Here is a 14,638-nt window from a genome sequence, read left to right as displayed (position 1 = left end):
TAAAAAGCAACGTTTGACTTAAAACCACCCTTACGGCTGCCAAATTTTGGTGGCCGTTTTGCTTGCTGTTCGAATATTAATAGCTTGATCAAGTGTTTTATCGATAAAAGTATTGTCGTTAATAACCGTATCTTTGACCGCACCTACCGCACTCTCTTCACGAATTTCGGAACCTACACTGATAGGCATGTCTACGCTAGCCGCGAACTGATTACCATTAATACGCGTACCATCATCCTCAATGATAATACCTTGCTTAACTTGCTCAAAGCGGTTATTTGAGATTATATTGTCTTTAGCACTGTCTAAATGATAACTGACAAATAGTGTCTGTTTTATTAAGTAAGCGCCGCACTCAAAGCCTTTAAGATTGCGTGATTGTCTGGATGCTACCCATACGCCAACTGGCTCATCACGGAAAACATTATTACGAATAATATTGTCGCGGCTGGACTCAGTACGCTTAAAGTGGTTGCTTCGCGACGAATCATTAGCATGCTCAAAGCAATTACGATAGAGCAAGATACTGCCAGCACCATTATGAATAAACTGGTTGTTCTCAATACGATTATTAGCGGAGGAATCGACTGCAATGGCTTCTCGATTGGGCTTAAAGGTCCGAAAGCCGTTACCGACAAAGACAGAGTTTTTAATCACATTATCGCGGCTGCCAAATTCTAAATATAACCCGACCGTGCCAGCATTTTGTACTCGAACCCGATCAAAAGTAACTGCCTGTACGTGATCGCCGACGAATATGCCACTGTTATTACTATTGATGCTGCTGATATTTATGATATGGATATCTCGCGGTGCCAGCGCGCGATTGGCTTTTGGGTCAGTAAGACCTCGTGCATAACGTTGGTTGGGATTGCTATATTGGCGAATATGTAACGCATGTCCATAGCCATTAACATGACAGTTGGCAACTGCAATGTCGCGAATGGCCTTGTCAGTTTTGGGCTCAATAGTAATGGCGCTTGCGTTTGATTGATCATCAGCCATTGTGCTAAGCGCCGCTCCTTGACAATCCAGCGAGCTGTGCGAACTATCTAATACAAAGCGTACCGATTTATCCGTTAAGTCACAGCCTTGGCTGAGTACGCTATTGCCTTTGATTTTAATGGTCTGATTAGGCGTTAAGGTTGTACAATTTATCGTGGTCGTGGGCGTCGGTAACGTGGCATCAATGACACGGGAATGTTTTGGAATAGCATTATCATTGTCAGTTTGCGAATTGCTATTGGCATTACTATCGACCCTATCAGCATTAGCGTAAGGCATACGATCACAAGCGCTTAAGCCAAAAGTTACACTTATTATTAATACAGTGCCTACTACTCTGTTGCTTAGCACTGCCTGAATGTTTTGCCTATTGATGAACCTCTTACATTTTTTGAACATCCTGTGACACCTTACTACTAGTGATAATGATGATAACGGAGCAAACTAACATATATATTATAGAAATAATGTTGGCTTTTACATTCTACTAAATAGCTATTTCAACTGAATTTTAATAAGCGTAGTATTACTAACTGTATTTTTAATAACCGTATAATTAATAAAACCAAGGACTCAATTATGGATAATTCAAAAACCCCATTACCCGAAGAGATGGATCGTATCGATGCCAATAACAACCAACAAGTCGATTTGGATAATCCAATGCTGCATACCATTGATAATGATGACGTGATTGACGATAGCGTTGGGTTTGACAACTCACAGGCAGGTAGCGGTGCCACTCAAGGCCTTACGCCTATGCATCGTCAAAATATTGATGAAGCCCGCGTTGATGAAGTATTGGTAGAGGACAATCTAGATGACAGTGACTATCCTAATATTGTCGATATTGCGGACAGAGATGCTGCAGAAAATAGCAATAATGATGATTTGTAAGATTAACGCCATCGCCCATTATAGCTAGCCTGACCTTATAAGTACTAAGCACTCTTAATTACGGTTAAGAGTGCTTTTTTTACGTATTAAATAGGTTCAAATTCCAATTTCTGTTGCTAGAGGTTAACGCTATAAATTAGACAAAAAAATACCAGACATCATGTCCGGCATCCTCAATACTGACTTCTAATAATGAAAAGTAGCTATTTACACCCAGCCATCTAGCGTGCCTGCCCAACCTTGTACCAAAGGCGCGCTCATGGCTTCTAATAGATCAATGTGTGCTTCATCAGCATTAAGCGCTGGAATATAGTGATACTCTTTTCCACCCGCATTAATGAAATTCTCACGGTTTTCAATCGCCAATTCCTCTAGGGTCTCAAGGCAATCTGCCGAGAATGCTGGGCTGAGAATTTGCACTGAGCCCACACCTGACTTGGCCCATTCATCCAATATCACGTCAGTATAAGGCTTGACCCATTCTTGCTTGCCAAAACGTGACTGGAAGCTGATAATCCATTCATCTTCGTTAAGGCCCAGCTCATGTGCTACTTGTGCGGCAGTACATTTACAGCGCCTAGGATACGGATCGCCTTTATCCATATACGGCTGCGGAATGCCGTGGAAGCTAAACATCAACTTATCAGGCTTGCCATGCTCCACTTGAAAGCGGCGAATACTGTCCGCTAAGGCTTTAATATATAGAGGATGGGCAAAATAATCTTTCACTATGGTGATATTAGGCAAGTTACGCTGCTTAAGTGTCCATTTAGTAATCGCATCATAGACCGCACCCGTTGACGTCGCTGAATACTGCGGAAACACCGGTAACATCACAAAGTGGTCAACACCCTCAGCACGCAATTTATCCATGACATCAGGCAAACCCGGATTACCATAGCTCATCGCTGCATGGACGGAGACCCGAAACGGCTCAGCACGCTCAGCAAGACGCGGCTGCAACATCTCAACTTGTTTATTGAGTATATTACGCATTGGCGAGTCGCCATCCCAAATACTGGCATAAGCTTTTGCCACGCGCTTAGGACGATTAGGCAATACAAATAAATTGAGGATAATCGCCCATAAAAACTTAGGAATCTCGATTACTCGTGGATCTGATAAAAACTGGCGCAAATAACGGCGTACCGCAGGCGCGGTTGGCTCATCAGGCGTACCAAGATTAATTAGTAAGACAGCAATACGTGGAGGCAAGTCAGGTTTCATAGCGGCACATTTTCTGAGTGGTTATAGAATAAAGGGTTCTAAGAGAATTTTAATCAGTTTAAAATTTTAGGTATTAGAACAAATGGCTATTAAGTCGAGGTTAATAGCGCTTAACTCCTATTAAAAAACGATAGGCAGGTCAAGCTACTATTAGGCACCCTTAGTGTAGCATTTTATGATCTACATACGCATGGTAAAAATGCTGGATATTTTATTTAATGGCACTTTAAAACAAGAGAAATAATAACTTTAGCGATAGACTCTATGATGATTATCGAAATATTATCCGATGCCCATAGCATGAAGGTTGTGCTCACGTGCGCATCACCATACAATAGACCAGCAGAGCATATCGAACTGTAAGATATATAGTTGCTAGTGATAATTTTTATGCCTTCATACTTTTATATTTTAGATTATCAAGAAATCGAGCGTAGGCTATAGCCCCTTTATAACAATAGGTATGGCAAGCTCGGTTGATACCGCACCGCACATATAGTGGATTATATTGCTTTTATTTTTATTGATAACTGTTGTCTTGCGAGGTAGCTTTGAGAGCACGTCCTGATATTACTACTGATAGCCCTACTACGAACCATTCCACCACTCACACCGATTCGGTTGGTTCAGTCGGCATAATCATACCCCAGACTTTTCATTTTGCGGAATCCTTAACTTTAGAGTGTAACCGTACGTTGCCTTCATTTGACTTAGTGCTAGAGACTTATGGTACGTTAAATGACGATAAATCTAACGCTATTTTAATTTGCCATGCCTTATCTGCCAGTCATCATGCGGCGGGCTTCCACAGTACTGATGATAAAAAATCCGGCTGGTGGGATAATATGATCGGCCCAAACAAGACTATCGATACCAATCAGTTTTTTGTAGTATGTGTCAATAATATCGGCAGCTGCTTTGGCTCTACTGGCCCAACGACTATCAATCCAAACAGTATTGATAGTGATGGCATTGAAAATGACAGCTCAGATAAATCAGCCGACAACGATCAGCAGGCTAGCCCGCGTGCCTATGGCCCCGACTTCCCACTGATTACCATTAAAGACTGGGTAAAAACGCAAGCCATGCTTTCAGACCGCTTAGGTATTGAGGTCTGGCATGCCATCGTTGGGGGCTCAATGGGTGGCATGCAGGCGCTACAATGGTCGGTTGATTATCCTACCCGACTCAAGCGCTGTGTGGTTATTGCCAGTGCACCCAAACTATCGGCGCAAAATATTGCCTTTAACGAAGTAGCACGCCAATCGATTTTATCAGATCCTGATTTTAAAGAGGGGCGCTATCTACAAGCCGGTACCTATCCTCGGCGCGGTCTTATCTTAGCGCGTATGGTCGGCCATATTACTTATCTCACTGAAGACGCAATGAAAGCTAAGTTTGGTCGAGATCTTAAATCTGGCAAGTTTATGTATGGTTATGATGTTGAGTTCCAAGTTGAAAGCTATTTGCGCTATCAAGGTGAACGCTTTAGCGAAAACTTCGATGCCAATACGTATCTACTGATGACTAAAGCCTTAGACTATTTTGACCCCACTCGCGACTATATTGCAGAGTTACCAGAGCCATTAGAGGTTATGGACAATACCGTTAATAGTGAGCTTAAAGACGCTGTAGCCGCAAATAAAAACTCTGATGACGACGCACTTGGTAACGACAGTCAGGATAACGCTCATCAAGAATTTAACGCGCTCAAAATGACTTTAGCGCATACTCAATGCCAATACTTAATAGTCTCATTTACCACCGATTGGCGCTTTGCACCAGACCGCTCACAAGAGATTGTCAATGCACTCATGGCAACGGGTAAACCAGTCAGCTATATCAACGTCGATGCACCACATGGTCATGATTCATTTTTATTTGATATTCCGCGCTATATGGGTGCTGTCAGAGGATTTTTAACGGCCCCCTTTATGACAGGCAGCCGCACCGACACAGGAGAACGCTCGTGAGAATGGACCATCAATTGGCCGAACGCTGGATTGCTCCGCAGTCGCATGTTCTCGATCTGGGCTGTGGTGATGGCGAGCTACTAGGACATTTGCAACAAAAGCTTGGCGTTACTGGCTACGGGCTTGAGATTGACGAGGATAAGATCAATGATGCGATTGGCAACGGCTTATCTATTATTGAGCAAGACCTCAATGACGGTCTAGGACGCTTCGCTGATAATAGCTTCGATACCGTGGTGATGGCACGAGCGCTACAGGCAGTAAAAGCACCAGATGTATTGCTACTGGATATGCTAAGGGTTGCACGCGAGGCGGTTATTACCTTTCCAAATTTTGCTCATTGGCAAAACCGTCTTCATTTAGGGCTAAAAGGCTTAATGCCAGTCTCAGAGGCGCTGCCCTATGAATGGTATAACACTCCCAATATTCATCTTTGTACCTTTAAAGATTTTGAAAGGTTATGCGCGCAGCACGATATTCATATCATTAATCGCTTTGCCGTTAGTGACTCTGATAAAGGTCATACGCCTTTAATGACTGCATTGATACGACAAGCCCCTAACTTATTAGCTGATGTTGCTATTTATCGGGTCACTAAGCTCAAATCTGCTTAGGGCTATTTTTTAATGAACGTTATTTTCGATTAACGTTATTTTTTAGTTAGATTTACGTCTATGACTAAGATCTAGAGTTAACAAATATTTCACCAAACCTTAACGCTTTGTTTGATTTTTCTTACGGATTGGTAACTGCATGATTTTGTTACAGACTATAAGAGTTAAAATGGCCTCAAATTAGGTAATTAGTATTTGAGTTTCGTAAGTCTCAGTGTTAAGCTGATAAAACAATGTCAACGACACCCCTATTACAACCGCTTATCTGTTAAATTAGCGTAAAGTTGCTAATATTTAGGTAAGTTTATATTGCAACGTCTAACTTAATGGTTACTGCCGTGTAGAATTTTTATTTTAACGGCATAACTTTATCCATTGCTTATCAACTGCCTAATTTCGGAGCTGCTATGAACCTAATAAAAGCCGCATTATTTACTGCGTTGTTTTCTTGTGCTGGTCTAGCCAATGCTGACTTAATATCGAACGTACCACTAGATACCTCACGCTTTGAGCTGATGAATGTCAGCGAACTGTCTTCTCGTGCCAGTCAAGGTAACGATCATGCGCAGTTCTATTTAGCCAAACGTCTACAAAAAGGCGAAGGGATTGCCCAAAACACCAAGCAAGCGATTCAGTGGTATACCCGCGCTGCCGAACAAGGCGTTGCTCCTGCTCAGCTTAACCTCGCCATTATGTATTTGCGCGGTGAAGGCGTAAAACCAAACTTACAACAAGCCCGCGTTTGGTTAGAGAAAGCCGCTATGCGTGGTGATAACCGTGCCAGCTATACCCTTGCATTGTTAGATGAAAAACAAAAAAATCTAGTCGATGCTTATAAATGGTATGACCTTGCTGCTCGTGATGGTATGTTAGACGAAAAAGTACGTAATAAAGCTCGCGGTAAAATTGGGCAATTGGCATTGAACTTATCTAGCTCTGATATCGCTAGCGCTCGTAGCCAAGCGGATCGTTGGTTCCAAAGCAAATAAGCGGATAAATAGACCTACAAATGAATTAACACCCACGTTAATTTAGTAATAAAAAACCCAGCCTAATTGCTGGGTTTTTTACGTTTGGAATAAAGGTTTAAATAATGCTTTACTGGCTTCGATTATGGCGACTTCAGCGGCGGTTAAGTCGTAAAACTCGTAAACCATGTAATCTATCTGGCCATTAAATTAGCGTGTCGAAAAAAAGCCTTACTTCCTCGCCTCACGTGCCATAGTGTAGAACTCTGCATTTGCCTGCATGTTCATCACAATCGCCATTCTATTAGATAAACCAAAAAAAGCAGTGATACCGGTGATATCTAAAATGTCCTCATCATCATAGCCATGTTCTCTAAGTGCTGAATAATCTGAATCCTGGATAAGTTCAGGTGTTCGAGAGATTTTCAGGGAAAAAGACAGCATCTCTTTCTGTCGTGGGCTGATGGGCGCATGCAAGTAATTGATCGCTATTTGATCTGCAAGCATCGGTTCTTTAGCGAACACCCGCAGAAGCGCACCGTGGGCGACGACACAATATTGGCATCCATTGGCGGCGCTAGTGGCCACAACGATCATCTCCTTTTCAGCTGGGCTTAATGTGCTCCCTTCTCGCTCCATAATTGCATCGTGATAGGCAAAAAAAGCTCTGAACTCTGCTGGGCGGTGTGCCAAGGCTAAAAACACATTAGGAATAAATTTAGCTTTTTCCTGAACCGCTAGGATACGTTCAAGAATATCATCAGGCATACTATCTAAAGAGGGTACAGGGTATCGGCTGATGGGTGAACTGCTCATATGTCATCTCCATTGACTTTGTTATATTGTTATATTTGAGTTACTTAAGAATTTTACTAGAATTAGCAAAATAATCTTGTAAGGTTATTTCTGCTGTGGCTTTATTAAAAGTATTGGACATAAAACCGAATAAACCACTTGATTTTATCATTCTTAGACCGAGTTCATAAAAATATGAGAACAAGTCGCCAGAACTATTAAACATATCATATTTTTCTTTATAAAAGGCAATGTGCTTTTTAGGTAGTAATTCTGCTCAGACATAAAACAGATTACCACTCACCACATCAATTTCATCCTTAGTAAAGACTTATCGGAAGGCCGTTTGCCAATTAAAAGCTTTGTCCCCTGCTACCGCTACATCATCGATCAGTGAATTACCGAATTGTATATTATCATTTAGGTTATTAAACTTACGCCTTGGTTGTACGGTGCGTAGCCAATTGAAACTTTGGTTCCTGATTAAAATCAAAACTGTCTCGTAAATAAGAATCCAGCTTATACGCAAAAACATCCAAAAACTTCGCCAAATTTGTTACACTACGCCAGCATTGTACCAATTCCACAATTGCGCCAATGTTATGAGTCTGTTAAAAGAAAACTTTGACGCATTACTCAGTTTTAAACGCACTTTTAATAAATGATTGCACTAGGTTTACGACTTAGCCAGCAGGAGAACAATATGAGTATTACCCCAGACAACATGATTAGTGATAGCAAAAAAGCCACCGAATACGACAGCATCACCAATAATATCGTCGTTGCGGCACTTTACAAGTTTACGCGCTTTGGAGACTTTGAGCAGTATCGTGAGCCAATTTTGAATACCATGTTAGATAATGGGGTTAAAGGCACCTTACTTATCGCCGCCGAAGGTATTAACGGCACTATTTCTGGTACGCGCCACAGCATTGATACCGTCCTTGATTATCTGCGTACTATTGAAGCGATTGGTAGCTTAGTGTTTAAAGAATCTTATACTAATGAGCAGCCGTTTTATCGCACCAAAGTTAAGCTCAAAAAAGAAATTGTTACCATGGGCGTGGAAAATATTGACCCATTACAGTCGGTTGGGCGTTATGTGAAACCGAGCGAGTGGAATGCGCTCATCTCAGATCCGGAAGTGCTATTAATCGACACTCGTAATGACTATGAAGTACAGATTGGCACCTTTAAAAATGCTGTGAATCCACAGACCGAAACCTTTCGTGAGTTCCCAGACTACGTGGCAAAAGAGCTGGATCCTAGCAAACATAAGAAAGTCGCTATGTTCTGTACTGGCGGTATTCGCTGTGAAAAATCAACCGCATTTATGCGTCAGCAAGGGTTTGAAGAGGTTTATCATTTAGAAGGTGGTATCTTAAAATATCTCGAAGAAGTGCCAAGCGAAGAGTCTATGTGGGAAGGTGATTGCTTCGTTTTTGATAACCGGGTATCAGTCAATCATAACTTAGAAAAAGGCGCTTATGAGCAGTGCTTTGCTTGCCGTATGCCCATCACAGAAGCGGATCAACAAAACTCTGCATATATCAAAGGTGAATCTTGCCCGCACTGTATTGATAAAGCCACTGATGAGCAAAAAGCACGCTTTCGTGAGCGTGAGCACCAAATGCAGCTGGCACAAACACGCGGTGAAGTGCATATCGGTAGCGACGTCATTGAAGTGATTGAAAAGCGCAAAGCGGCTAAGATTGAAGCCCGCCGTCAAGCTGATGCCGCCAATCAAGCCAAAGCCGGTTAAGCTTATATTTTTTACTTACAAAACTGTTTTCCATAAAAAAGAGAGGCTCAATTAAGCATCTCTTTTTTTATTCTGATATTTACTAATTAGATCTAGCTACCACGATAGGTGCTATAACCGTACGCTGATAAAGTGATTGGCACATGATAATGGTTCTCACCTTCGATGTTGAAGTTTACTTCTACATAAGGATAGAATGATTTCAAACCTTGCTCACTAAAGTATGGGGTAGTTTCAAAAATCAGTTTATACGTACCATCATGGTTAGCGTTACCTTCGTTCGGTAAAAAGTCATTGATGCGACCGCTTTCTGACGTTTTTTTGGTGTCTAATAATTTCCAGCTGCCATTAACTTGCTGCATCATTAGGCGTACATTGACGTTTGGCGCAGGCTTACCAGTGCTGATATCAAGAATATGGCTAGATAATTGGTGGGTATCTTGGTCAGCGGCATAGCTGGCAGTTGCAGTCATGGCTAATACGCCACCGAGTGCGGCTGCTTTCATTATGTTCATTTTCATAAAGCATCCTTTAGTTTAGTTATTAATAGAATAAGTTTGCATACAGTATCTATACGATATTTATCGACAGTCAACTCAGATATGACAAAACTAATATCTCATCAATGAGTGTCATCATAAACAGTACTAGTTTTAGCAATTATTGAAACCATCGTATTGCGATATCTAAGCCTCAATGGGTTAGGCGTTAGTATCAATCAGTATAGATAGTATCAGTAATAAGTTCAATAATGCACTCAGTTGTGTAGTATAAGTTGTCGTCCGTACCTTATAATGAAGTATATGTTAACTTATATACTTAAATGTATGTAGAATGTATGAGCCACAACATTAAACCTACTTAAACAATAAAAAAAATAGCAGAAAATTTTAAAAATCTTCTGCTATTACTTATAGAACTGGCTACTGTTAGAAAAACTGGTGCTTAGATTTTATTCACTTAAAGGAATCTGCATTAAAATAAAATACGGATACGAATGGTTTCTTCCACATCTTTAAGCTGATCAAGGGCAGCGTCCGAATCATGATAATCAACGTCCATCATTAAATAACCAACCTCGCCTTCAGTCATCAAGCTTTGGGCTAGAATATTGATATGCGCCTCAGCGAATAAACGGTTAATCTGCGATAAGACGCCAGGAACGTTTCTATGAATATGCAGTAAACGATGAGTCCCTTCTTTAAACGGAATAGATACTTCTGGGAAGTTCACCGCTGTGATGGTATCACCTTGGTCTGAATATTTAACAAATTTTTCAGCCACTTCTAAACCAATATTGGCTTGCGCTTCTTGAGTTGAGCCGCCAACATGCGGGGTCAAGATAACATTATCGAATTTGCGTAGCGGTGATTCAAACTCTTCGTCGGCAGACTTGGGCTCTTTAGGAAACACATCAATGGCCGCGCCCAAGATCTTACCCGACTCTAGTACCGCAGCAAGATCATCAATCTCAACACATGTACCGCGTGCTGCATTGATAAAATAACTGCCCTCTTTCATCTGCGCAAACTGCGCCGCTTTCATCATATAGCGAGTGCTGGGCTCATCAGGAACATGTAAGGTGACGATATCTGCTTGTGATAACAATTCATTTAAGCTGCTGACTTGATGGGCGTTACCCAAAGGTAGTTTAGTCATAACATCATGATAAATGACTTTCATACCGAAGCTTTCAGCCAATACTGACAACTGTGAGCCGATAGAGCCATAACCGACGATACCGATGGTTTTTCCGCGCACTTCATTTGAGTTCTTAGCAGACTTACCCCAACCACCGCGATGAACAATAGCGTTCTTTTCAGGGATGCCGCGGTAAAGCATAATAGCTTCTGCTAACACCAGCTCAGCAACCGAGCGCGTGTTTGAATACGGGGCATTAAAAACCGGAATACCCAGCTCGCGAGCGGCTTTCAAATCAACTTGGTTGGTGCCAATACAAAAGCAGCCGATACCAATAAGCTTTTGGGCCTGCTCAAGTACTTCACGAGTCAACTGGGTACGCGAACGAATGCCAACAAAGTGCGCATCTTTAATCTTTTCGATCAGCTCATCTTGATCCAGTGCATGACTGAGATATTCGATATTTTGATAGCCAGCAGCTTGTAGTACTTTTGAGGCGTTCTCGTGTAAACCTTCAAGTAATAGAAACCGGATTTTATCTTTTTGTAGTGATAATACCATGTGAAACCTGTCCTATAATTGCCTGATAAATAGTCTGCGATGAATGAAAAGAAAACAATTAGATTATCTTACACAAAATCAGGCCATGATGTTAGAGGAGAAGCCTAAATAAATAGTTACTATTTTACGCTATGATATCAATTTTGACTGTTAAGCTATTCTAACTATCTGTCAGCAGTGTGATAATATTAGAGTTGGATGATAAAACATTTTTAATAACAGTAAGTCTTAGCTCGGCTATAGATGACTCTTAAAATGGATTTTAAATAGATTCTAACAAGTTACTTAATTTACTATAAATTTCTTTAGCCCCATACTCTTCTCTATTACTACAAATTTGATAAACATTCGAGACTATCATGACTGCATCAAACATGCCTACCGCCGACTTCCATCATAATACCGACTCAAATGCCAACAGCACTGCTGTCCAAGTGATTTTAAGTACGCTGACAGACAATTGCCAATTTGATAGTACGCAAATCAAAACCGATGCTGAAAGTCTGGAGCACTGGGGCAAAGATTGGACCAAACACTTTGCACCGGCGCCCGCCGCTATTGTTTTTCCCAAAACTACCGAGCAAGTACAAGCAATCGTGCAACTGGCTAATGAGCATAACGTAGTATTGACTCCCAGTGGTGGCCGTACTGGCCTGTCTGCTGGCGCAGTCGCTGCTAATGGCGAGATTGTGGTTAGCATGGATAAAATGAATCATATTGGCACTTTTTATCCGGCTGATCGCTTGGTAGAGATTGAGGCTGGTGTCGTGACCCAACAGCTGCAACAGTTTGCGGAATCCAAAGACCTATATTACCCTGTGGATTTTGCTTCGGCAGGCTCTAGCCAAATGGGCGGTAATATCGGTACCAATGCTGGCGGCATCAAAGTCATTCGCTATGGCATGACCCGTCAATGGATTATGGGGCTGACCGTAGTCACTGGTAAAGGCGATATCTTACAACTCAATCGCGGCATGGTCAAAAATGCTACCGGTTATGATTTGCGACAGCTGTTTATTGGTAGTGAAGGGACGTTAGGGCTAGTCACTCATGCGCAAATTAAGCTTGAACGTCAACCGCAAGACTTGACTGTCATGGTGCTGGGTATGGATAAATTTACCGATGTGATGAATGTACTCTCTGCCTTCCAAGCACAAATCGATCTGACCGCTTTTGAATTTTTCGATAGTATAGCGATTGATAAGCTGATGGCGCATGGACAAGTACAAGAGCCTTTTGAGTCACGCACTAAGTTTTATACGCTACTTGAATTCGAATCGCCTTATGAGCCAATTATGGATAAGGCAATGGCGATATTTGAGCACTGTATGGAACAAGGCTGGGTCGTCGATGGGGTTATGAGTCAAAGTATGGCGCAGGCGCAGGAGCTATGGAAGCTACGCGAGTATATCTCTGAGACTATCTCCGTATTTACGCCCTATAAAAACGATGTCTCAGTGTTAATTACCCATGTGCCTGATTTTATCGATGATATCGATCATATTGTCAGTAGCAATTATCCTGACTTTGAGGTTTGTTGGTTCGGTCATATCGGTGATGGTAATTTGCATTTGAATATCTTGAAACCTGAAAATATGAGTAAAGATGAATTCTTTGCTGAATGTCAGGTGGTCAATAAATATGTATTTGAGACCGTGCAGAAATATGGCGGCTCAGTTTCTGCTGAACATGGGGTCGGCATGACTAAGAAGCCGTATTTGCACTATAGCCGCAGCGCTACTGAAATTGAATATCTGAAACAGATTAAGACAGTCTTTGACCCCAATAATATTATGAATCGCGGTAAAATTTTTGATATGTAAATAGACAGCTAAAGGAGTAGTACCAGATTAATAATATTTATTATTGAGATAAAAATGACGCTAAGTCACAAAACTTGGCGTCATTTTTATGGCGTTCTTTTATAGAAAAATAGAAATTCTGAAGCGTTAAGTTGAAAACAGCTTATAAAAACAACAATATTATAGCAACGACAATAAGCAGCGTTAAAACCCCTTGGATAATCAAAAACGCTTGGTGCGGGGCAGCGATATGACGAAACATATTACCCAATGCATTATAAGTAATACCAGCAGCTTTAATGTGGGGCGGAGTATCAAAATTTCTAATGGTTTGCAAAAACTGTTCGGTACGCTCAGGTGTCCAGCTGTGAGGAACAAAAGGTAAAAACGGCGATAATTGAGCAGCTTGTTGTTTGGTAGTAGGTGACCACAGCCAGCGTTCTAAAAACAGTAAGCGCATTCGCCAATCAAAAAAGCGGTGCTGATCAATCACTTGTAAAAGTAAAATCTTAATATTTTTATGACGTCTATCAGCAAAGATACGCTTTTGAAGTGCGATAACTTGTGCTTTCTCGCCTTCAATACACTGCAAAAAATTGCCATTGCCATAGCATAGAATACCAGTGATCTCGTGCTGCTGATTATAGGCGCTAGCATGCCTTTCTACTTCTTCAAACATTGACGCATCAATGCGCCCTTGCAGCGTCAGGCTACTGACATAGACCAGCTGAATCAGGGCCGACTCTTCTATTTTTTCTAAAGTTCTGACCATATCAATATGAGATAGAGGCATGTCAAAATAATCCTAAAAGCAGCACTAATACATGGCTAATAAACCAGAGTAAACATAAGCAATAACTCATGTCCAAAAGAATAGAGCGAGTAAGTCGTTAACTGACAAAACTCTTATTGCAGAACTAAACACAGAATCAGCTACAGAACTGAGGGCTCACAAAAGGGTAGCAAATGCTTACCACGTTGCGCTTTTATTACCCAGTAAGCTTGTTATCATAACAAGAATAGGTAATGCTTGCTGCAATAGAGTAGATATGAAAAGTCATGAACTATTAGCTCTATTGACAATAAAGCTTATCGATAATACGGTATAAATACAACATTTTGAGCGTCCATAAGACCTGCTCAATAATAAGTGACTGCTGCTATCAAAACACCTTTAGCGCAATTTGTTATGATAATAATACTTCAATACGGATATGTCATCATATTGCCAGTCGTCATTTATAATTGTACCGCACGTGACTATCAACCTGCATTTATATTGATAACTGAAATAATTAATGAGTAGGACAAATCACTGTTATTACAGAGATATTGTAACGGTAACTATTGATTATTGATATCATTTTTCCATAGCCGACTCAGGCAATTACGG

General features: G+C 41.2%; 12 protein-coding genes. 6 read left to right on the top strand and 6 right to left on the bottom strand.

Translation table 11 applies throughout. The features are described 5' to 3' along the window. Positions 1 to 30: 30 nt before the first annotated feature. Positions 31 to 1,284 carry a NosD domain-containing protein gene (locus tag AAEY88_RS08905; RefSeq protein WP_350561541.1) on the bottom strand — a complete coding sequence of 418 codons (1,254 nt, stop codon included), beginning with the start codon at positions 1,282 to 1,284 and terminating at the stop codon, positions 31 to 33. Positions 1,285 to 1,584: 300 nt separating this feature from the next. On the opposite strand from AAEY88_RS08905, the gene AAEY88_RS08900 reads away from it, so the two are divergent. After that, the gene (locus AAEY88_RS08900; protein WP_350561539.1) at positions 1,585 to 1,902 is read left to right on the top strand and encodes a hypothetical protein; all 318 of its coding nucleotides are present in this window, start codon (positions 1,585 to 1,587) and stop codon (positions 1,900 to 1,902) included. A gap of 207 nt (positions 1,903 to 2,109) precedes the next feature. Here the strand turns inward: AAEY88_RS08900 and hemH are convergent, their stop codons facing one another. Next, a complete protein-coding gene (hemH, locus tag AAEY88_RS08895; protein WP_350561537.1) occupies positions 2,110 to 3,129 on the bottom strand; it encodes a ferrochelatase in 1,020 nt (339 codons plus the stop codon). 569 nt (positions 3,130 to 3,698) lie between these two features. Here hemH and AAEY88_RS08890 point away from each other — a divergent pair. From AAEY88_RS08890 to AAEY88_RS08880, 3 genes are all read left to right on the top strand, one after another. Then, a complete protein-coding gene (locus tag AAEY88_RS08890; RefSeq protein WP_350561592.1) occupies positions 3,699 to 5,102 on the top strand; it encodes a homoserine O-acetyltransferase in 1,404 nt (467 codons plus the stop codon). Continuing rightward, positions 5,099 to 5,716 carry a methionine biosynthesis protein MetW gene (gene metW / locus AAEY88_RS08885; RefSeq protein ID WP_350561535.1) on the top strand — a complete coding sequence of 206 codons (618 nt, stop codon included), beginning with the start codon at positions 5,099 to 5,101 and terminating at the stop codon, positions 5,714 to 5,716. The genes AAEY88_RS08890 and metW overlap by 4 nt, the downstream gene beginning before the upstream one ends. A gap of 407 nt (positions 5,717 to 6,123) precedes the next feature. Then, entirely contained in the window at positions 6,124 to 6,705 is a 582-nt protein-coding gene (locus AAEY88_RS08880; RefSeq protein ID WP_350561533.1) for a tetratricopeptide repeat protein, read from the top strand. 210 nt (positions 6,706 to 6,915) lie between these two features. Here AAEY88_RS08880 and AAEY88_RS08875 read toward each other — a convergent pair whose 3' ends face one another. Continuing rightward, positions 6,916 to 7,500, bottom strand: a complete 585-nt coding sequence (locus tag AAEY88_RS08875; protein WP_350561531.1) for a peroxidase-related enzyme — start codon at positions 7,498 to 7,500, stop codon at positions 6,916 to 6,918. A gap of 742 nt (positions 7,501 to 8,242) precedes the next feature. On the opposite strand from AAEY88_RS08875, the gene AAEY88_RS08870 reads away from it, so the two are divergent. Next, positions 8,243 to 9,241: a rhodanese-related sulfurtransferase gene (locus AAEY88_RS08870; RefSeq protein ID WP_350561590.1), complete on the top strand. Its 999-nt coding sequence runs from the start codon at positions 8,243 to 8,245 to the stop codon at positions 9,239 to 9,241. Between the two features lie 92 nt (positions 9,242 to 9,333). On the opposite strand, the gene uraH is transcribed toward AAEY88_RS08870, so the two are convergent. Further along, entirely contained in the window at positions 9,334 to 9,762 is a 429-nt protein-coding gene (gene uraH, locus AAEY88_RS08865) for a hydroxyisourate hydrolase (protein WP_350561529.1), read from the bottom strand. 454 nt (positions 9,763 to 10,216) lie between these two features. Beyond that, positions 10,217 to 11,443: a phosphoglycerate dehydrogenase gene (gene serA, locus AAEY88_RS08860; RefSeq protein ID WP_350561527.1), complete on the bottom strand. Its 1,227-nt coding sequence runs from the start codon at positions 11,441 to 11,443 to the stop codon at positions 10,217 to 10,219. A 374-nt stretch (positions 11,444 to 11,817) separates the two neighbouring features. On the opposite strand from serA, the gene AAEY88_RS08855 reads away from it, so the two are divergent. Then, positions 11,818 to 13,266 carry an FAD-binding oxidoreductase gene (locus tag AAEY88_RS08855; RefSeq protein WP_407074443.1) on the top strand — a complete coding sequence of 483 codons (1,449 nt, stop codon included), beginning with the start codon at positions 11,818 to 11,820 and terminating at the stop codon, positions 13,264 to 13,266. A gap of 142 nt (positions 13,267 to 13,408) precedes the next feature. Here AAEY88_RS08855 and AAEY88_RS08850 read toward each other — a convergent pair whose 3' ends face one another. Continuing rightward, positions 13,409 to 14,038 (bottom strand): BLUF domain-containing protein, encoded by a 630-nt coding sequence (locus AAEY88_RS08850; protein WP_350561523.1) that lies wholly within the window; start codon positions 14,036 to 14,038, stop codon positions 13,409 to 13,411. Between the last annotated feature and the right edge of the window lie 600 nt (positions 14,039 to 14,638).

The organism is Psychrobacter sp. CAL346-MNA-CIBAN-0220, assembly GCF_040309805.1.
GTDB lineage: Bacteria > Pseudomonadota > Gammaproteobacteria > Pseudomonadales > Moraxellaceae > Psychrobacter.
Note: the sequence above shows the minus strand (reverse complement) of the source record. Positions and strands in the feature narration are given on the sequence as shown.